The organism is Bifidobacterium anseris (genome assembly GCF_002860345.1).
Classification (GTDB): domain Bacteria; phylum Actinomycetota; class Actinomycetes; order Actinomycetales; family Bifidobacteriaceae; genus Bifidobacterium; species Bifidobacterium anseris.
This window is the reverse complement of record NZ_NMYC01000001.1, coordinates 75,577-93,980: the sequence shown is the minus strand read 5'-3', so window position 1 is coordinate 93,980 and position 18,404 is coordinate 75,577. Positions and strand designations below refer to the sequence as shown.

At 66.2% G+C, this 18,404-nt stretch carries 17 protein-coding genes; 5 read left to right on the top strand and 12 right to left on the bottom strand.

Annotated elements, in window-relative coordinates; genetic code table 11:
- Positions 1–31: 31 nt before the first annotated feature.
- The 9 genes from CGZ88_RS00410 to mraZ all read right to left on the bottom strand — a co-directional run bounded on the left by CGZ88_RS00410 (position 32) and on the right by mraZ (position 10,401).
- Positions 32–1,372, bottom strand: a complete 1,341-nt coding sequence (locus CGZ88_RS00410) for an FtsW/RodA/SpoVE family cell cycle protein (protein WP_165778673.1) — start codon at positions 1,370–1,372, stop codon at positions 32–34.
- Positions 1,359–2,798 carry a UDP-N-acetylmuramoyl-L-alanine--D-glutamate ligase gene (gene murD, locus CGZ88_RS00405; protein WP_101670847.1) on the bottom strand — a complete coding sequence of 480 codons (1,440 nt, stop codon included), beginning with the start codon at positions 2,796–2,798 and terminating at the stop codon, positions 1,359–1,361. Before murD ends, CGZ88_RS00410 begins: the two co-directional genes overlap by 14 nt.
- A 108-nt stretch (positions 2,799–2,906) precedes the next feature.
- Positions 2,907–4,013: a phospho-N-acetylmuramoyl-pentapeptide-transferase gene (gene mraY, locus CGZ88_RS00400; RefSeq protein ID WP_101670846.1), complete on the bottom strand. Its 1,107-nt coding sequence runs from the start codon at positions 4,011–4,013 to the stop codon at positions 2,907–2,909.
- A 46-nt stretch (positions 4,014–4,059) separates the two neighbouring features.
- Complete coding sequence (locus CGZ88_RS00395; protein ID WP_101670845.1) at positions 4,060–5,547, bottom strand: UDP-N-acetylmuramoyl-tripeptide--D-alanyl-D-alanine ligase; 1,488 nt, start codon at positions 5,545–5,547, stop codon at positions 4,060–4,062.
- A 46-nt stretch (positions 5,548–5,593) separates the two neighbouring features.
- Positions 5,594–6,472, bottom strand: coding sequence for a UDP-N-acetylmuramyl peptide synthase (locus tag CGZ88_RS00390; RefSeq protein ID WP_101670844.1), 879 nt, complete (start codon positions 6,470–6,472; stop codon positions 5,594–5,596).
- A gap of 34 nt (positions 6,473–6,506) precedes the next feature.
- On the bottom strand, positions 6,507–8,306 hold the full coding sequence (locus CGZ88_RS00385; RefSeq protein WP_101671086.1) for a peptidoglycan D,D-transpeptidase FtsI family protein: 1,800 nt from the start codon (positions 8,304–8,306) through the stop codon (positions 6,507–6,509).
- A 6-nt stretch (positions 8,307–8,312) separates the two neighbouring features.
- Positions 8,313–8,777 (bottom strand): cell division protein FtsL, encoded by a 465-nt coding sequence (gene ftsL, locus CGZ88_RS00380; protein ID WP_101670843.1) that lies wholly within the window; start codon positions 8,775–8,777, stop codon positions 8,313–8,315.
- A 2-nt stretch (positions 8,778–8,779) separates the two neighbouring features.
- A complete protein-coding gene (rsmH, locus tag CGZ88_RS00375) occupies positions 8,780–9,871 on the bottom strand; it encodes a 16S rRNA (cytosine(1402)-N(4))-methyltransferase RsmH (protein WP_101671085.1) in 1,092 nt (363 codons plus the stop codon).
- A gap of 8 nt (positions 9,872–9,879) precedes the next feature.
- A complete protein-coding gene (gene mraZ / locus CGZ88_RS00370; protein WP_101670842.1) occupies positions 9,880–10,401 on the bottom strand; it encodes a division/cell wall cluster transcriptional repressor MraZ in 522 nt (173 codons plus the stop codon).
- 233 nt (positions 10,402–10,634) lie between these two features.
- Here mraZ and CGZ88_RS00365 point away from each other — a divergent pair, with 233 nt between their 5' ends.
- Positions 10,635–12,881 carry a HelD family protein gene (locus CGZ88_RS00365; protein WP_101670841.1) on the top strand — a complete coding sequence of 749 codons (2,247 nt, stop codon included), beginning with the start codon at positions 10,635–10,637 and terminating at the stop codon, positions 12,879–12,881.
- Positions 12,882–12,891: 10 nt separating this feature from the next.
- Positions 12,892–14,094 (top strand): phosphoglycerate dehydrogenase, encoded by a 1,203-nt coding sequence (gene serA, locus CGZ88_RS00360; protein ID WP_026645190.1) that lies wholly within the window; start codon positions 12,892–12,894, stop codon positions 14,092–14,094.
- Between the two features lie 91 nt (positions 14,095–14,185).
- Here serA and nrdR read toward each other — a convergent pair whose 3' ends face one another.
- The gene (gene nrdR / locus CGZ88_RS00355; protein WP_026645191.1) at positions 14,186–14,632 is read right to left on the bottom strand and encodes a transcriptional regulator NrdR; all 447 of its coding nucleotides are present in this window, start codon (positions 14,630–14,632) and stop codon (positions 14,186–14,188) included.
- Positions 14,633–14,930: 298 nt separating this feature from the next.
- Between nrdR and CGZ88_RS00350 the strand changes: the two genes are divergently transcribed.
- The gene (locus CGZ88_RS00350) at positions 14,931–15,182 is read left to right on the top strand and encodes a hypothetical protein (RefSeq protein WP_026645192.1); all 252 of its coding nucleotides are present in this window, start codon (positions 14,931–14,933) and stop codon (positions 15,180–15,182) included.
- Positions 15,183–15,363: 181 nt separating this feature from the next.
- Positions 15,364–15,756 (top strand): hypothetical protein, encoded by a 393-nt coding sequence (locus CGZ88_RS08800; protein WP_133120862.1) that lies wholly within the window; start codon positions 15,364–15,366, stop codon positions 15,754–15,756.
- A 286-nt stretch (positions 15,757–16,042) separates the two neighbouring features.
- Here CGZ88_RS08800 and CGZ88_RS00345 read toward each other — a convergent pair whose 3' ends face one another.
- Positions 16,043–16,486, bottom strand: coding sequence for a LysM peptidoglycan-binding domain-containing protein (locus CGZ88_RS00345; RefSeq protein ID WP_081664076.1), 444 nt, complete (start codon positions 16,484–16,486; stop codon positions 16,043–16,045).
- A gap of 141 nt (positions 16,487–16,627) precedes the next feature.
- Here CGZ88_RS00345 and lexA point away from each other — a divergent pair, with 141 nt between their 5' ends.
- Positions 16,628–17,320, top strand: coding sequence for a transcriptional repressor LexA (gene lexA, locus CGZ88_RS00340; RefSeq protein ID WP_026645193.1), 693 nt, complete (start codon positions 16,628–16,630; stop codon positions 17,318–17,320).
- Positions 17,321–17,335: 15 nt separating this feature from the next.
- On the opposite strand, the gene CGZ88_RS00335 is transcribed toward lexA, so the two are convergent.
- Positions 17,336–18,265 (bottom strand): cation diffusion facilitator family transporter, encoded by a 930-nt coding sequence (locus tag CGZ88_RS00335; protein WP_026645194.1) that lies wholly within the window; start codon positions 18,263–18,265, stop codon positions 17,336–17,338.
- Positions 18,266–18,404 lie beyond the last annotated feature (139 nt).

The window sequence follows — 18,404 nt, the reverse complement described above, 5'->3', positions numbered from 1 at the left end:
CATGCCTTCACTGTAGCCGACGCGCCCGAGCTCAGGCCTTTGCGCGTTCGGCGCGGATCTGCGGTTGGCTGCGCATCGCGCTCATGCACACGCCGGCCGCTATCAGGCATGTGATCAGCGACGTGCCTCCCGCCGAGACGAAGGGCATCGGCAGACCCATGACCGGCAGCAGGCCGAGCACGACGGCGATGTTGATGAGCGCCTGACCGACGATCCACACGGTCATGCACATGATGATCGCCGACGCGAAGCGATTCGGCGTCTTCACGGCCACGACGAGCATGCACCATCCGATGACGACGAACAGCAGCAGCACGAGCAGGGCGCCGACGAAGCCGAGCTCCTCGCAGATGATTGCGTAGATGAAATCGTTGTGCGCGGCCGGCAGATAGTTCCATTTCTCGCGCGAATTGCCGATACCGACGCCGAACAGGCCGCCGGAGGCGATCGCGTAGTGCGCGTGCGTGGACTGGTAGCACACGGTCTGCGCGCCGTCCTCGCAGCCGCGGTAGGTCGCGAGGATGCGGCTCATGCGGTTGCCGCTCGTCACGACGAACATCGTGACGAACGCGAGGGCGACGAGGCCGCCGGCGGCGAGCCATTTCTTCGGGAAGTCGCTCGTCGCGAACGCGATGATGCCGATGAACACGAGGATCATGCAGGTGCCGAGGTCCTTGCCGCCGATGACGAAGGCGACAGCGACGACGAACAGCGTCAGCGGCACCCAATAGTCCTTCAGCGTCGGTTTCGCGCCGCTTTTGCGGTGGGCGACGTAGACGCGCCGCAGCGCCAACGGCAGCACGACGCACAGTATGAGTTTGAGCAGTTCGGCCGGTTGCAGCTGGACCGGACCGATCTTGATCCAGCCGCGGTTGCCGTACACCTCGATGCCGAGCGGCGTCAGCGTCATCAGCTGCAGGACCGCGCACAACGCGTACAACGGGTACATGATCTTCGGCAACGCGTAGAAGCCCAGCGGCAGTATCCTGGCGACGACCATGAGGAGCAGGCCGATGGCCGCGAAAGACGCCTGGGTGACGAGCTGCGACCACGGCGAGGCGCCGGCGGCGACCATCGAGACCGACGAGCTCGAGAACACCATGACGAGGCCGAACAGCGTCAGCGCGAGCACGCTCGCAAAGAAGCCGTGGTAGCACCACAGCGGGTTGAGGAACATGCGCCATCCGCGGTACTGCGCGAAATCGAGCGACTCGTCCTTCGACGTATTCGACGAGGCGCGTCGCGGCGCGTCGTCGGATGTCGCGGGCTGCGCGCGCCGGCGCACCGTGTACTGCTGGCGCGGCGCCTCGATCGCGCCGCTCGACGAGCGCGTGCGCGGCTCGCGCCGCTTCTTGCGTTCAGTCTCGGCCATACTCGCTCACCCACCGCCGTGCCTCGTCAGCGAACTCGTCGCCGCGCTGCGCGTAGGATCGGAACTGGTCCATCGACGCACAGGCCGGCGCGAGCAGCACGACGTCGCCGCCGTGCGCCATCGACGCGGCCGTGGTGACGGCGCGCGCCATGACGCTGCCGGCGTCGGCCGGGTCGATGATCGTGACCGGCAGATCGGGCGCGCTCGTGCGCAGCGCGTCGAGCATCGGCTCCTGGTCGACGCCGATGACGACGGCGGCCTTGAGCCGGTCGCGCACGTCGGCGACGAGCTGTTCGAAGCGGCCGCCCTTGGCCAGGCCTCCGGCGATCCACACGACGCTGCCGGGCGCGAAGCTGCTCAGCGAGGCGCGCGCCGCATGCGCGTTCGTCGCCTTCGAATCGTCGACGAAGCGGACCGTCGCGCCGTCGTCGAGCGTCAGACGAGCGACCTCCTCGATGCGGTGGCCGCCGGGCTTGAAACGCTTGAGCGCGTCGAGCGCGACGTCGATATCGACGTCCATCGCCGTCGCGAGGATGAGCGCGGTGAGCGCGTCGGCGACCAGATGCGGGTAGAGCGTGCCGTCCGGCTCCATCAGATGCGGGAAGTCTGCGAGCGCGGCGAGGCGGTGCTCGGCGCCGATCGGCATGCCGGTGACGCCGGCCATGTCGACGATCCAGCCGTCCTTGACGCCGATCTGGCCGGCGACGGGCTCGGAGAGCGTGAAGCCGACGGCGACGCAGCCTTCGGCAGTCTTCGCCTCGCGCGCCAGTTCGCTGACGCGTTCGTCCTGCGCGTTGTAGGCGATGACGCGGCGCGCGCCGTCGAAGACCTTCGACTTGTCCTGCGCGTACGCCTCGATGCCGCCGTGCCAGTCGAGATGGTCGGCGGCGATGTTCGTGATCGCGGCGCCGGCGAGCGCAAGCGAATACGTGAAGTGCAGCTGGAACGAGCTCAGTTCGACGCACAGCACGTCGTTGGCCGGGTTGAGCGCGGCGTGCGAGACGGCCTTGCCGATGTTACCGACGGCGGGCGCCGTCAGACCGCACGCGGTGAGCATCGCCGAGGTCATCTCGGTCGTGCTCGTCTTGCCGTTCGTGCCAGTGATGCCGATCCACGCAGCGGGACGTCCGGTGCGGGCGCTGTCCACGCGCATGAGCCACGCGAGTTCGACCTCGCTGATGACCGGGATGCCGCGGCGGCGCGCCTCCACGATGAACGGTGTGCGCGGATTGAACACCGGCGACGTGCACACGAGGTCGACGCGCTCCCAGGGGATGTCGTCGAAGGAACGCAGGTCTGCATCCTCCTTGTGCTCGTCGACGCCGATGACCTCCTTGGCGCGCGGACGCAGGATGTCCACGATGCTGCGGCCCGAAATGCCGAGTCCCGCCACCACCACCGTCATATGTTCAAGGTCGAGTTCCATTGTTGCTGTCCTTCCGTCCGTGGCTCGGATCGTGCCGGGGCCGCGTATGCGCATGCCGTCGTGTCGGTGTCGCGTGTCCGCCGGCGGCGTGCGGACGCGCGGGGCCGCTCAGGCGTGCCACAGGCCCGAGCGTGCGACCCAATCGCCGTAGAAGATGACGAGGCCGACCATGACGAACATGAGCTCGATCATCCAGAAACGCACGACGACCTTGCTCTCGGTCCACCCTTCGAGTTCGAAGTGGTGGTGGATCGGCGCCATCTTGAACACGCGCTTGCCGGTCGCCTTGAAATAGCCTACCTGGATGACGTCGCTCATCGCCTCGATGACGAACAGGCCGCCGATGATGATCGCGAGGAACTCGGTGTGCGTCTCGATCGACAGCGCGGCGAACAGGCCGCCGAGCGCGAGCGATCCGGTGTCGCCCATGAAGATCGACGCCGGATTGCAGTTGTACCACAGGAAGCCCAGGCACGCCATCGCCGCGCAGCAGGCGATGATCGCCAGATCGAGCGGGTCGGAGACGGCGTAGGTGAAGCCGGAGTGGCCGGCGCCGGCCAGATGGTAGCTCTCCCAGATCGCGATGATCGCGTAGCCGACGAACGCGACCATCGACGAGCCCGCGCACAGGCCGTCGAGGCCGTCGGACAGGTTGACGGCGTTCGTCCACGCGGCCATCAGGAAGTTGACCCAGATGACGAAGAGGATGATCGCGAGCGCACGGCCGGCGAAGTCGAAGCTGACGAAGGGCTTCTCGATGAAGCTCATGCCGGCCTGCGCGCTCGGGAAACCGGATTTCGTCGGCAGCACGAGCGCGAGCACGGCGAACAGCGTCGCGAAGACGATCTGCCCGAGGAACTTGCCGCCGACGGTCAGGCCCTCGTTCTGCTTCTTGCGCACCTTCGCGAAATCGTCGATGAAGCCGAGCAGGCCCATCGACGCCATCGCGAACAGCGCGAGGACGGCCGACCATGACGGCACGACGCCGTGGCAGCAGTAGCGGTACAGCGCGCTCGCGCCCCAGCCGAGCAACACGGCGAGCACGATGACGACGCCGCCGAGCGTCGGCGTGCCGCGCTTGACGAGATGCGACTGCGGGCCGTCCTGGCGGATGTACTGCCCGTAGTTGAGCTTGTGCACGATGCGGATGAGCAGCGGCGTGCCGACCATCGTCACGATCAGCGAGACCAAGATGCCAATGATGAGTGCGATCACCTGAGGTTCTCCATTCGGTTGCGTGATTGCCGTGGGTTGCGTGGCCTCATCGCGCGCCGCCGGTCCAGCGCGTCGCGAGCGCGCTCAGGCCGGAGGCGTGGGAGCCTTTGAGCAGCACGACCATGTCGGCGTGCGCGGCGTTGAGGCGGCGCACGGCCTCGTCGGCGTCCACCGTGTTCGTGACGGCGGTGACGGGGCGCGCATCGGCGGCGTCGAGCGCCTCGCGCGCGCCGTCGGCGATGGTCTGCGCCAACGTATTGAGATGGTCGTCGCCGTCGGCGCCGACCGCGACGACGGCGTCGGCGCCCGCCTCGACGGCGTAGCGGCCGATGTCATGGTGCGCGCGCGTCTCGTCGGCGCCGAGTTCGAGCATCGCGCCGAGCATGGCGACGCGAAACGGCTGCACGTCCTCCTGGGCGCGCCATGCGATCAAGCCGTCGATGCCGGCGCGCATCGAATCGGGGTTCGCGTTGAACGAGTCGTCGATGAGCGTGAAGCGCTCGCCGTCGCGTGTGACCTCGCAGACGGCCATGCGGTGCGGGCTGACGGCCGTGACGTGCGAGAGCACGTCAGCGATCCGTTCGAGCGGCATCCCCTCAAGGCGTGCGACGGATGCCGCGGCGAGCGCGTTCATGACGTTGTGCGCGCCGCCGATGCCGAGCGTGACGCGCTGTTCGACACCGCCGTCGTCGACGATTGTGAACACCGGGCGTCCCAGATCGTCGAGCGTGATATCGTCGGCGGCCACGTAGCCGTCCTCGTCGTGCGCCTGCGCGTGTTCGACGCCGAACCAGACGACCTTGCCGGGCGCGATCGCGCTCATCGCGGCGACGCGCGCGTCGTCGGCGTTGAGTACGCTCACGCCGTCGTTGAGCAGTCCGCGCACGATTTCGCTCTTCGCCTGCGCGATATGCTCGACGGAGCCGAATTCGCCGAGGTGCGCGACGCCGACCTTGAGCACGACGGCGACGTCGGGCGGCGCGATCGTCGTCAGATGCGCAATCTCGCCCAGATGGTTCGCGCCCATCTCGGCGATGAGGTAGCGCGTGTCCTCGTTCACGTCGAGCGCCGTCAGCGGCAGCCCGATCTCGTTGTTGAACGAGCCGACCGGCGCGATCGTGTCTCCGAGCGTGGACAGCAGTGCCTTGAGCAGGTCCTTCGTCGTCGTCTTGCCGACCGATCCGGTGATGCCGACGATAGTGAACGGCGCGCGTTCGTCGCGGCGCAGCTCGAGATTGGCCTTGGCGAGCAGCCCGAGCGCCTCGACGGTGTCCTTGACGATGATCTGCGGGCACGGCGCGTCCATGATCTCATGGTCGACGATCGCGCCGAGCGCACCCTGTTCGCCGATGCGCGCGACGAAATCGTGGCCGTCGACGTGTTCGCCGGCGATCGCGACGAACAGCGAGCCGTCGTGCGCCTTCCTCGAATCGGTGACGACGTTGGTCACGATCCGTTCGGCCGTCGCGTCGTCCGCGTTGATCAGGCGGCCGTCGACCGCCCGGGCCGCTTGGCCCAGCATCATCCTCATCATCGTTGTCTCCTTCGTGAAAGTCTTGTCGATCCCTCGTTCGCCGCGCTCAGCGCAGCTCCTTGGACACGCGCAGCGCGTTGCGGATGTTCGTCTTGCGCACGCCCGCGGCAAGCGTCATCGCGATCGCGAGCGACAGCGCGCGCGTCGGGACGCCGTCGCCGAAGTCGGACTGCTCGGCCATCGCGTCAGTCTCCGCATCGCGCTGCGCCAGATGCGTGTTCGCGTCGAGCGTGCAGCCGTACTGTTCGGCCACATGCGCGATCATCTCGTCGACGTGGTCGCCGGCGTCGTCGTAGCCGAGCACATCGACGCCGACCGATTCGAGCGCGCCGGCGGCGATCGTGCGGCTGTTGAGCGCGAGGATGATCGCGGCGGCACCGTCCTCGACGCACACCGAGAAGACGCGCTGCATCGCGAAGACGTCGACCGGGTAGCTCAGGTCGAGGAAACGTTCGAGCGACTGCGAATCGCCGTCGCACACGGTGCCGACCGGGTTGCCGAGCATGTGCAGGAACTGCGCGAGCACGTCGACGTCCTCGCGCACGCGGTCGACGTCGCTACCGGCGATTGCGAAGACGGCAATCGACTCGGACGGCCTGCCGGCGATCGAGGCGGCGAGTTCGCCGACTCGGCGCGGCGACGGGTCGGCGAACAGCACCGGCACCTGCGGGTCGTCGATCGCGTTGCGCATCGACGTCGGCAGCATGACGGCGTAGGCGCCGCGGCGCACGGCGAGCGCGATGCGTCCCTTGTCGATGCGCATGCCGGGCATGTACAGCGCGCCCGGCGTGACGGATTCCACGTCGTTGGCGAGCGACGTGACGGTCACGTCGCGCGCGAAGTCGGGCACGAGCTCCCAGCCGTAGCGGTCCACGAGCATGCCGAGCGTCAGCCGCTGGGACGTCGTTTCGTTGATTGCGCTCATCGTTTCCTCTCCTTGTGCTTTCTCGGTTCCGCGCTCACCACTCCACCGGGATGGCATCCTTGCGCGGCTGCGAGTTCGGCACCTCGTACTTCTGCATCAGGAACTTGCCGATCTCGGCGAAGACCGGGCCCGCGGTCAGGCCGCCGTACGCGCCCTCCGGATCCTTGAGGATGACGGTGATGACGAAGCGCGGGTCGTCGGCCGGGATAATGCCCGAATAGTCGCTGATGAGCGACGAGAGCTTGCCGTCGGCGCCGGCTACCTCGGCGGTGCCGGACTTCGAGGCGACGCGGTAGCCGTCGACGCCGGCGAAGCCCTGCGACGCGTAGTGTTCAGAGACCGATTCCATCGCGTTGAGCACCTGCTTGGAGACCGCCTCGTCGATGACGCGCGTCGAATCGCCGGTCGTGGTCTCACGCGTCCTGCCGTCGGGACCGACGACGGCCTTGATGATCGACTGCGGCTTGCGCACGCCGTTGTTCGCGATGACGCTCACCGCGTTCGTCAGCTGCAGCGCGTTGACGGTGTAGCCCTGGCCGAACAGCACGGTGTTGCGCGTGCGGCCGTCCCACTGCGAGGCCTGCGCAAGCAACCCCTGCGATTCGCCCGGCAGCCCCAGCCCGGTCGGCTGTCCGATGCCGAAGCGGCGCAGATAGTCGTAGCGCTTGTCGTCGCTGAGGTTCTCGGAGGCGAGGATCGTGCCGATGTTCGACGACTGTTCGAGAATGCCCGCCATCGTCCAATGCTCGTCGCCGTGTTCGAAGGAGTCCTTGTACTTCTGTCCGTCGAGCGTGAGCGTCGAGGGCACGGTGAACTTGTCGCCCATCGTGTGCAGACCCTCCTGGATGACGCCGGACATCGTGAACACCTTACCGATCGAGCCGGGTTCGAAGGTCTCGTTGACGGCGCGTGCCACGTTGAGCTTCGCCTCGTCGCTGCCCGCCTTGACCTCGTCGGTGTCGGCGAGCGCGACGATCTGCCCGTTGCGCACGTTCTGCACGACGGCGATGCCCCAGCCGGCCTTGTACTTCTCCTTGCTCTGCTTGAGGATCTGTTCGACGCGCCACTGCACGTCGCGGTCGATCGTCAGCTGCACGTCGGCGCCGTTGACGGCCGGCTTCGAATCGGTCATCGTGCCGGGGATCTCCTCGCCGCCGTTGCCCTGTTGGTAGACCTCGTAGCCGTCGGTGCCGGTGAGCGCCTTGTTCTCGAGCTGTTCGACGCCGGCGACACCCTTGCCCTCGTCGTCGACGCCGCCGAGGAAGACGCCGAGCAGCGACCCGTTCGAGTAGACGCGCTCGTCGCTGAGCTCGCCGTAGACGATGCCGCCCAGATGCAGCGCGCTGATCTTGCGCTTGACCTCGGGGGTCACGTCCTTCTTGAGCACCGCGTACTGGCCGGTGCCGGCGAGCTTGCCACCGATCTCGGCGGCGCTCATGTCCAGCAGCGGCGCGAGCAGCTGCGCGACGGCGGCCACGCCGGTCGTCTTGAGCGGCTTGCCGTCGAGCTGCTGGCAGTAGTCCTGCATGCGCGGCGTGCAGTCGAGCGGCGTGAAATCCTGCGCGGCCTCGGGGTTGCCGACGATCGTGTAGCGTTCGACGCTCTGGGCGAGCACGACGCCGTTGGCGTCCATGATCCTGCCACGTTTGGCGCCGAGCGTGACCTGCACGGTGCGGGCGCGCGTGGCCGCCTGCGCGGTGCGCGCGCCTTCGACGAGCTGGAGCACGCCGAGCTGCACGAGGCACGCCGAGGCGAGCGTCGCGAGCACGACGCCGAGCACGAGGGCGCTGCGCATCGGCTTGGCGAGCGCCTTGTACCAACGGATGGGATGCATCATGGCTTAGTGGGTGCCTTCCTGTGACGGGGTGTAGCCGTTGAGGTCGATCGACAGCGAGCCCTGTGCGGGCACCATCTTCATCTTCTGCGCACGCTCGGGCAATGTGGCCTCGAGCTGCGAGAGCTTCGTCTGGTCCTCCTCGACATCCTGTTGGAGCATCGTGATGTGCTGCTGCACGGTGGAGGCCTCGAAGGAGTTCGAGCTCATCTGCGTGCGCAGCAGCAGCGCGCCGAGCAGGCATGCGCCGAGGAACAGCACGGCGACGACGATGTGCACGGCCGGCGAGCGGCGCGTGCGAGTCCAGTCGAGCAGCCGCTGCATGCCGCGGCCGACCTTCGACGAGGAGGCGCGGCGGTTCTCGACGACGTGCAGCTGCGGGCGCTTCTGGACATGGCCGACGGCTGGCTCCTGGCCCTGGCGTCCGGCCGGCGCCGACGACGAACGCGATGAACGCATTGACGATCCCATGGTCAGCTCCTTGCCTTTGGCCGGCGGCGCTGCCCATGACGTCCACCGGCACCATGGGCACCATGGGCGCCGTGTCCCGCGCGCGCATCGGTCTCGCCGCGCGCTTGCTCGGCGAAGCGCCGCCGCCAGCGTTCGGGGATCGGACGGATCAGCTCGACGCCGCGCAGGCGCACCGAGGCGGCGCGCGGGTTGCGCTCGCGCTCCTCGGCGTCGGCCATGACGGCGCCCTTCGTGACGGCCTTGAAGAACGGCTGCATGTCGTCGGGGACGACCGGCATGCCGGCGGGGACGTCGACGTGCAGGCCCTGGTTCATGAAGGTCTTGACGGTGCGGTCCTCGAGCGAATGGTACGACTCGACGACGAGACGGCCACCGATCTCAAGGCGGTTCGCGATCTGCGGCAGCGTGCGCGCGAGCTTGTCGAGCTCGCCGTTGACCTCGATGCGCAGCGCCTGGAAGACGCGCTTGGCCGGGTTGCCGCTCGCGCGGTGCGCCTGCGGGATCGTCTCGTCGACGAGCGCGTTGAGCTCGGCCGAGGTATCGAGCGGCTTCCTGTCGCGCACAGCGACGACGCGGCGCGCGATCTGGCGGGCGAAGCGCTCTTCGCCGTACTCCTTGAAGATGCGGGCGAGCTCGCGCTCGTCGTAGGTGGCGAGCACGTCGCGCGCCGTCAGCGGCTGCGACACGTCCATGCGCATGTCGAGCGGCGCGTCATGGGAATAGGAGAAGCCGCGGTCGCGTTCGTCGATCTGCAGACTCGACAGTCCCAGATCCATGAACACGGCGTTCACGGAGCCGATGCCGGCCTCGTCGAGGACGTCGCCGAAGGCGTCGAAGGCGGCGTGCACCGGCATGAACCGGTCGGCGAGGCCTTCGGCGGCGATGCGCGCGCCCGCCATCGCGAGCGCCTCGGCGTCGCGGTCGATGCCGACGAGCCGGGCCTCGGGGTTCGCCTTGAGGAACGCGATCGCATGCCCGGCCAGGCCGAGCGTGCAGTCGACGACAAGCGAGCCAGGGGCGGCGAGCGCCGGCGAGACGAGCTCGACGCAGTCGCGCAGCAGCACCGGCTTGTGGATATGTGCGTAATCGGTCAAATCGGTCATCAGAACTCCATGTCCGGGAGCACGTCGTCACTGATGTCGGCGTATCCCTGTTCGTTCCGCGCGAGGTAGTCGTCCCACGCGTCGGCGTTCCAGATCTCGGCGCGCGTGCCGACGCCGATGACGACGATGTGCTCGCCCAGGCCGGCGTAGTCGCGCAGCATCGGCGGCACGCTGATGCGTCCCTGACGGTCGATCTGCGTGTCAACGGCGCCGGACAGGAAGATGCGCAGGTACTGGCGCGCGGCGCGGTCGCCCATCGACGTGTGCTGGATGCGGGCGGCGATGCGGCGGAACTCCCGGCGAGGCAGAATCGTCACGCAGCGTTCCTGGCCTCTCGCGAGCACCATGCCCTCCCCCAGCTGCGTACGCATTTTCGCAGGCAACGCGACCCTTCCTTTGGCATCGATCTTCGGCGTGTAGGTTCCAAGCAGCAGCGGCGCGTCGTCGAACGGCCCGCAGGCCGCGTCGTCGGGCGCGTCGGTCGTCGCGTGCGTGGGGTGCGCGTCGGTGTGATCCGTCATCGCTCACCTCCGCACACTCTCGACCTGACTCCGGCCACTTGCTTTGCTCAGACCACCACTTTACCCCACTGTTCCCCTAAACTCCCCACCGCACGGCTAAACACGCCGTGAGCGTGACCCTTGCGCCCCTTTCGTGCACGAAATCCGCACATCACGGCCGTCGGCGCGGCGCTGTTGAACGCGTTTGCTACACTTGTACGGCTTAACTTTCCATCGAGGGGACGCACAAGAGCATGTCACAGTATTCATCGCAGCTGGAAGAGGAACAAGGAGCCGTCGACCGCGCCTACGGACGTCTCGACGATCTGCGCACGCAGGTGCGCAAGCGGCTCGACGACGTGCGCGCGGCCGGATCGCACGGCTCGCCGACGCAGCGCACCGAGCGCGACTCCTTCGCGACGATGTACGAGGACCGCCTCGTGCAGCTGCGCGCCGTCGAGGACCGCCTCGTCTTCGGCCGCCTCGACGACACGGCCGGACGCCGCCGCTACATCGGACGCATCGGATTGTCGGACGCCGAGCACGAGCCGATCCTCACCGATTGGCGCGCCGAGGCGGCGCGTCCGTTCTACGAGGCGACGCCGTCGCATCACGGCGACATCGTCATGCGCCGCCACATCACGCTGCACTTCCGCGACGTCGTTGGCATCGAGGACGAGGTGCTCGACGTGCACTCCGAGCACGTCAACGCCGCCTCCGAACGCGGCACGCTCACCGGCGAGGGCGCGCTGCTCGCCTCGCTCGGCTCGCGCCGCACCGGCAAGATGACCGACATCGTCGCGACGATCCAGGCCGAGCAGGACCGCATCATCCGCGCCGATATGCGCGGCGCGCTCGTCGTGCAGGGCGGCCCAGGCACCGGCAAGACGGCGGTCGCGCTGCACCGCGCCGCCTATCTGCTCTATACGCACCGGCGCAGGCTCGAACGCTCCGGCGTGCTCGTCGTCGGCCCGAGCGAGGACTTCCTGCACTACATCGACCAGGTGCTGCCGTCGCTCGGCGAGACCGGCGTCGTCAGCCGCACGATCGGCGAACTCATCCCCGGCGTCATCGCCGAACGCGAGGACGAGCCGCACGTCGCCAAGCTCAAAGGGCAGCGCCGCATGGCGCAGATGATCGCCAACGCCGTCGCCGCACGCGAACGCGTGCCCTCGAAGCTGCCGACGATCACCGTCAACGGCATCAGCGTGCCGATGCGCGCCGCCGACATCGAGCAGGCGATCGCCGACGCGCGCCGCACGCGCCAGCCGCATAACAAGGCGCGCGAGACCTTCGTCACGTCGATGCTCGAGACGATGCGCACGCGCGTCGTCGAACAGCTCGACTACACGCCCGACGCCGCCGAGATGAGCGACATCCTCGCGCAGCTGCGCATGAACGACCGCCTGCGCGTCACGCTCAACCTCGCGTGGCTGCCGATGAACGGCGCTTGGATGATCGACCAGATGTTCTCGAAACCGGCGCAGATCCGGCGGTTCGCGCCGTGGCTGACCGACGAGCAGGTGCGCATGCTCACGCGCGAGCCGGGCGCGCCGCTGACGCGTTCGGACATCCCACTGCTCGACGAGGCGCTCGAACTGCTCGGCCCCGACCCGCACGAGGCCGCCCGGCGCGCCGCACGCGACGCCCGGCGCGCCGAGGAGGAGCAGTACGCGCGCGACACACTCGCGCAGGCCGGCATCGGCTCGGGCATCGTTTCTTCAAAAATGCTCGCCGACGAGATGAGCGCCGACGACGTCGAGCTCGTCGCGACGCGCGCCGCCGCCGACCGCGAATGGACCTACGGACACATCGTCGTCGACGAGGCGCAGGAGCTCACGGCGATGGATTGGCGGATGCTGATGCGCCGCTGCCCGTCGCGTTCGTTCACGATCGTCGGCGACGTCGCCCAGACCTCGGCGCTCGGCGGCACGCGCGACTGGGCGAAGTCGATGAACGCGCTCTTCGGCCCGAAGAACTGGGATCTCAACGAACTGACGATCAACTACCGCAATCCGCGCGAGGTCTCCGACCTCGCCGCCGGTTTCGCCGAAGGCGAAGGCCTGTACATCTCGACGGTCAAGGCGATCCGTTCGGTGCCCGGCGCCGTCGAACGCGCTGTCCTGCCCGACCGCGAGGCGCTCTACGCCGAGGTCGGCAGGCGGGTGCGCGCGCTCGCCGACGAGTTCGTCGACGAATCCGGCAGCGGACGCGTCGCCGTCATCGTCCCCGAGCGCGTCGCCGACGCCGTGCACGCCGCCGTCGCCGACGCGCTGTCCGCACGCCCCGATCTCGTCGACGACGAGGTCATCGTCTGTGGCACGCAGGCGGTCAAGGGCCTCGAATACGACGCGGTCGTCGTCGTCGAGCCCGGCGCGATCGACCAGGAGGCTCCGACGAGGCTGAGCGCGGCCGCCGACCTGTACGTCGCGCTGACGCGTCCGACGCAGCGTCTGCTTATACTACGGACAAACGATGATGAAACGCTGCTCAACCTCTAAGGTGGATTCCATGCCGAAAGCACTGTTACTGGAAAACATCCATCCGCTCGCCGCGCAGACGCTGCGCGACCATGGCTTCGAAGTCGAGACGATGAAGGGCGCCCTGTCCGAGGACGAGCTCATCGACGCGCTCGACGGCGTCGACCTGCTCGGCATCCGGTCCAAGACGACGGTCACGAAGCGCGTGCTCGACGCGCGTCCGGCGCTCACGGCCATCGGATGCTTCTGCATCGGCACGAACCAGGTCGATCTGGTGGCCGCGGCGAAGGCCGGCGTCGCCGTGTTCAACGCGCCGTATTCGAACACGCGTTCCGTCGTCGAGCTCGTCATCTGCGACATCATCTGCCTGATGCGCCGCATCCCCGCGCACACGCACCATATGAAGCACGGCCTGTGGGACAAGTCCGCCGCCGGCTCGCACGAGGTGCGCGGCAAGACGCTCGGCATCATCGGCTACGGCAACATCGGCTCGCAGCTGTCGGTGCTCGCCGAGGCGCTCGGCATGCACGTGCTGTTCTATGACATCGAGGAGAAGCTCGCGCTGGGCAACGCCGAACGCTGCGAGACGCTCGACGAGCTACTCGAACGTTCGGACGCCGTCACGATCCATGTGGACGGCAGGAAGTCGAACGTCGGCTTCTTCGGCGAGGACGAGTTCGCGCACATGAAGCAGGACGCGATCTTCATCAACTGCTCGCGCGGATTCGTCGTCGACCTCGACGCGCTCAAGCGCCATCTCGACTGCGGTCACCTGTCTGGTGCCGCCATCGACGTATTCCAGGTCGAGCCGAAGAAGAGCGGCGACGAGTTCCACACGGTGCTCGCCGACGAGGACAATATGATTCTCACGCCGCACATCGGCGGCTCGACGCTCGAGGCGCAGGAATCGATCGGCCAGTTCGTCTCGCAGCGTCTCGAGGACTATTGGACGAAGGCGTCGACGATGCTGTCGGTCAACCTGCCGCAGATCACGACCGGTCCGTGCAAGGGCGCAGCGCGCATCGCACATCTGCACGACAATCTTCCGGGCATCCTCGCCGCCGTCAACCGCGTGCTCGGCGAACAGGACATCAACATCTCGGCGCAGGCGCTCGGCACCGAAGGCGAGATTGGTTACGTCGTCACCGACGTCGCGACGGCCCCCGACGAGCAGGCGCTCGACGCGCTCGCCGCGATCCCCGGTACGATCCGCATGCGCGTCATCGAGCACTGATACATCGCGCGCACGGCGCACACAACGCACACAACATAAACACGGAAGGCCGCATCCCCGGGATGCGGCCTTCCGTCGTCGTGGCGCGGAATCAGTCAGCTTCGCGCAGGTCGTCGATCGCGTGCTGGAAGTCGTTGAGGTCCTCGAAGTTCTGGTAGACGCTCGCGAAGCGCAGATAGGCGACCTCATCGAGTTCGCGCAGCGGCTTGAGGATTGCCTTGCCGACCTGCTCGGACGGCACTTCGGCGATGCCCTGCGCGCGCAGGCTCTCCTCCACCTTCTGGCCCAGCTGCTTGAGGTCGTCCTCGTTGATCGGCCGGCCCTGGCATGCCTTGCGCACGCCGGCGATGACCTTGTTGCGGTCGAACTGCTCGACGTTGCCCGAGCGTTTGCGCACGAGCAGCGTCGCCGTCTCGACGGTGCTGAAGCGGCGCCCGCATTTGGGGCATTCGCGCCGGCGCCGGATCGAATGGCCGTCGTCGCTGATGCGCGTGTCGATCACCTTGGTATCGGGGTTCTGGCAGAAAGGACAATACATATCTGCAACAATAGCGGCAAGCGCGCCCTTTGCGGCAACCGCGTGCCGCCGCGCGTCACTCCCGCCCGCCGGACACCGATCTGGATTCTGCCCGCCATGCATGCACCACCTCCATCGACTCTGGCCCGCCATGCACACTGAGACGGCCCGCATCGAGCAGCAACGGCGTGTCATAGCATAGGTCACCGGAATTCCGTATGAGTAGTTGCCGCAGATTCCATTGCACAACACGCGTAATCCACACTCATATGTTGATATATAATTAGGAAAAGCAAAGAAGCAGAAGGAAGGGGAACAATTGCATTCTGACATTTCACATGAGCAACTCTATGCGGAGTATGGCTCACTGCTCACCATCACGCAAGTCATCGCCGCGCTCGGCGTTCTTGCCTTCGGCACCGTGGAAACCTATATGGCCTATCGCTTCTTCAGCACCCACAGCGAACAGAGTTCCGGTCTGGCCATGGTATGGATCCGCGTCGCCCTCTACCCATTATTCGCCCTGATCATCGCCATCATCCTCCAACTCCTGAAAGGACTATGGAAATGAAAAAGAGAGTATCGGCCATATTAAGCATTATCCTGACGCTTTCTGTGAGCCTATTCGCCCCAGCTACCGCCAACGCATCTGACACAAACACCGCCCCGCCGACAAACACTCTGGATGCCCCACGAGTTTCCCTGAAGACATCACAAGCATCCCGGAAAGTTCCGACCCAGCTCCCTTACCGATGATTGAGTTGCCGAAAGGCCAAAAGAAGACCATCGAAGAGCTCTCAACTTCACGTGCCGCCATGAGCGTGGCAGTGATGCGGATTTATGCATTAGGCGACGGTGGATTCTCATCGCTAAGCAACGCCGGTCACGCATGGATATCTATCACAAACTACAATGGTTCCCCTTTGAAGGTTGGAGGATTAACCATCGCCGATGGTAAATCCATCACGGTTGGCATATGGGGTAATACAGATCCCACAGGACTTTGGTACAACACAGAAGGATACGCGCAAAGCAACGGCGTATACTGGGGAGATTCCGTTTCCATCCAAAGACCTCTAAGGCAACAAGATCTTGATATCGTGAATCAAAATATCACCACGCATACCACATGGGGGACTAATTAACAACAATTGCTCCACCTTCGCATCGATTGTCTGGAATTCAGTTGCCACCGAAGATGAAAAAGTCGATGCCGGAACAATCAACATGCCCGGCAACCTTGTCTCCAGCATCAAGCGTGTTGGATCAAACGTCAGTTGGTCTCTCTACGCGGAAGGCTACCGCGTATCTTTCGACTATCCGACATACTACGGTAATCCTCCGGTACGCAAGAATCCGACATTCAACAACTCCTCTTCAAGCTCCTGACCCATAGAAAGGGCCGCCACGGAGGCGATACGACGCCTATCGTCACGCCTCTATTGGCAGCAGGAGGTGCTGGCCGGGGCTGAGTTCGGCGGTGCTCAGGTCGTTCATCGCCATCAGCTTCGCCACGCCCTCCTGCTCGTTCGCATAGCCGCACCAGCGCGCGATCGACCACAACGTGTCACCGGAACGCACCGTGTAGTGGACGACATCAGCGGATGTAGCCGACGCGCCAGTGGCCGCAGGGGTCGGATCACCGGACCATGCCCCGCTTCCCCACAAAGCGAGAAACGTCGTGCAGGCAAGCAGCACGATGACGAGCAGGCGCATATGACGGACGAACCAGCCGCGCATCGGCGCCACGACGGCGCGTTCCCCGCTGCGCAGCCGTGTGCGCGACTCGGCGACAGACATCGGCACGTCAATGACCACGCGACCGGCATGCGCCTTCGAACCGGCCGCCATCCGCGGCATTCCCCGAGTCTCCATACAAGCCACCTTTCGAACATCTGTTCTATTCCGTCACCCAGATATTCGCACAGATGTTCGATTTCGTCAAGCCTGATTCGAACATCTGTTTGATTTCCTCGGCGTTTCGCGGTATCGTGGCTAGCAACGAAAGGACATGCCATGCACAGCACCGAACCACAGCGCGAGCAGCCGGGCGTCGCCGGCCCTCAGGAGCCACTCACCGAGCGCCAACGGCGCGTGTACGACGCGATCCGCGATCTGATCTCGCGTCAGGGATTCGCGCCGTCGCTGCGCGAGATCGGCCAGGCCGCCGGGCTCAGAAGCACATCGTCGGTCCAGCATCAGCTGCAGGTGCTCGAACTCAAGGGCTACATCCGCCGCGATGCGAACAAGGGGCGCGCGATCGAGATCATCGGGACGCAGGACGTGCCGGTCGCCTTCGGCGAAGGCATGCAGGCGCCGGAAGACGCCTACGCCGCCTTGCAGGATGTGCCGCTCGTCGGCGCGATCGCCGCCGGCGTGCCGATCACGGCCGAACAGCATGTCGAGGACGTCATGAGGTTGCCCGTGCGGCTCACCGGCACCGGCAACTTGTTCATGCTCGAGGTGCACGGCGATTCGATGATCGACGCCGCGATCTGCGACGGAGACTTCGTTGTCGTCCGCGAGCAGCAGACGGCTGAGAACGGCGACATCGTCGCCGCGCTGCTCGGCGACGAGGCGACTGTCAAGACCTTCCGCCAGGAACATGGCCACATCTGGCTCATCCCCCACAATCCGAACTATTCGCCGATCGACGGCACGCATGCCCAAATCATGGGCAAGGTCGTCACCGTGCTGCGCAGGCTCTAGCCGAGCCAAGCCCGTTCACGAATGGATGCGCGACGCGCTTTCGCTCGTATAGCCCTCCGGTTCGAGCTGGAAGGTCGTGTGCGGGATCGAGACCGGGAAATGCTCGCGCAGGCAGTCCTGCATCCGGCGCAGCACCTGACCGGCCTGCTCCATCGTCATATCGCGGTCGACGACGGCATGCGCAGTGAGGATCGGCATGCCGGTCGCGACGACGCTCGCATGCAGATCATGCACGGCGATCACATGCGGCACCTGCTGCAGATGCTCGCGCACCTTGTCCAGATCAAGGCCCTCAGGCGTCTCCTCGAGCAGCACGCGCATCGCGTCGCGTACGAGGATGAAGGCGCGCGGAATCATCAGCAGCGCGATGAACGCGCCGGCGATCGCGTCGAAGCCGTCCCATCCCGTCGTCATCATGACGACGGCTGAGACGATGACGGCGACCGAACCGAGCGCATCGTTGCACACCTCGAGGAACGCGGCGCGCATGTTCATGTTGTCGCCCGACTGCGCGCGCAGCACAAGGATCGAGCCGACGTTCGCGGCCAGACCGAGGACACCGAAGAACAGCAGCAGCCGCACGTCGTGGATCGTATCCGACTCGGCGCCGAACAGACGCATCCCGGCCTCGATGAGCGCGTACAGGCCGACGAACAGCAGCAGCAGGCCGCCGCCGGCGGCAGTGATGACCTCGAGACGCGCCCAACCCCACGTGCGCGCGTTGTTCGGCCGGCGCCGCATCAGATAAGCGGTGAGCGTCGAGGCGGCGAGCACCGAGACGTCGGTCATCATATGGCCGGCGTCGACGAGCAATGCGAGCGAGCCGGTGATGACGGCGCCGACGACCTCGGCCACGAAGATCGTGCCGGTCAGGATGAGCGTCGTCGTCAGTCTGCCGGCGTGGTCCATCCCATTGCCTGCCGTATGCGAGTGCGTGTGCGCCATGATGCCTCCCTGTCGTGCTCCCTGTCCTCAAACGCGTTGGTTCCCCGCCGCTGCTGCACATCCTAGGACGAGCGCCCCGGCGCGGCAATCGCCCAGAGCGCAAGAAGCATGTCGGCGCGGCGATTCCCCGCTGCACGCC

Coding starts and splice junctions, on each gene's coding strand:
- nrdR (WP_026645191.1), bottom strand. CDS start 14,632: ATGTATTGTCCTTTCTGCCAGAACCCCGATACCAAGGTGATCGACACG.
- murD (WP_101670847.1), bottom strand. CDS start 2,798: ATGGAACTCGACCTTGAACATATGACGGTGGTGGTGGCGGGACTCGGC.
- CGZ88_RS00335 (WP_026645194.1), bottom strand. CDS start 18,265: ATGGCGCACACGCACTCGCATACGGCAGGCAATGGGATGGACCACGCC.
- CGZ88_RS00390 (WP_101670844.1), bottom strand. CDS start 6,472: ATGAGCGCAATCAACGAAACGACGTCCCAGCGGCTGACGCTCGGCATG.
- CGZ88_RS08800 (WP_133120862.1), top strand. CDS start 15,364: ATGATTGAGTTGCCGAAAGGCCAAAAGAAGACCATCGAAGAGCTCTCA.
- CGZ88_RS00395 (WP_101670845.1), bottom strand. CDS start 5,547: ATGATGAGGATGATGCTGGGCCAAGCGGCCCGGGCGGTCGACGGCCGC.
- ftsL (WP_101670843.1), bottom strand. CDS start 8,777: ATGGGATCGTCAATGCGTTCATCGCGTTCGTCGTCGGCGCCGGCCGGA.
- CGZ88_RS00385 (WP_101671086.1), bottom strand. CDS start 8,306: ATGCATCCCATCCGTTGGTACAAGGCGCTCGCCAAGCCGATGCGCAGC.
- lexA (WP_026645193.1), top strand. CDS start 16,628: ATGCACAGCACCGAACCACAGCGCGAGCAGCCGGGCGTCGCCGGCCCT.
- serA (WP_026645190.1), top strand. CDS start 12,892: ATGCCGAAAGCACTGTTACTGGAAAACATCCATCCGCTCGCCGCGCAG.
- CGZ88_RS00365 (WP_101670841.1), top strand. CDS start 10,635: ATGTCACAGTATTCATCGCAGCTGGAAGAGGAACAAGGAGCCGTCGAC.
- CGZ88_RS00345 (WP_081664076.1), bottom strand. CDS start 16,486: ATGGAGACTCGGGGAATGCCGCGGATGGCGGCCGGTTCGAAGGCGCAT.
- CGZ88_RS00410 (WP_165778673.1), bottom strand. CDS start 1,372: ATGGCCGAGACTGAACGCAAGAAGCGGCGCGAGCCGCGCACGCGCTCG.
- mraZ (WP_101670842.1), bottom strand. CDS start 10,401: ATGACGGATCACACCGACGCGCACCCCACGCACGCGACGACCGACGCG.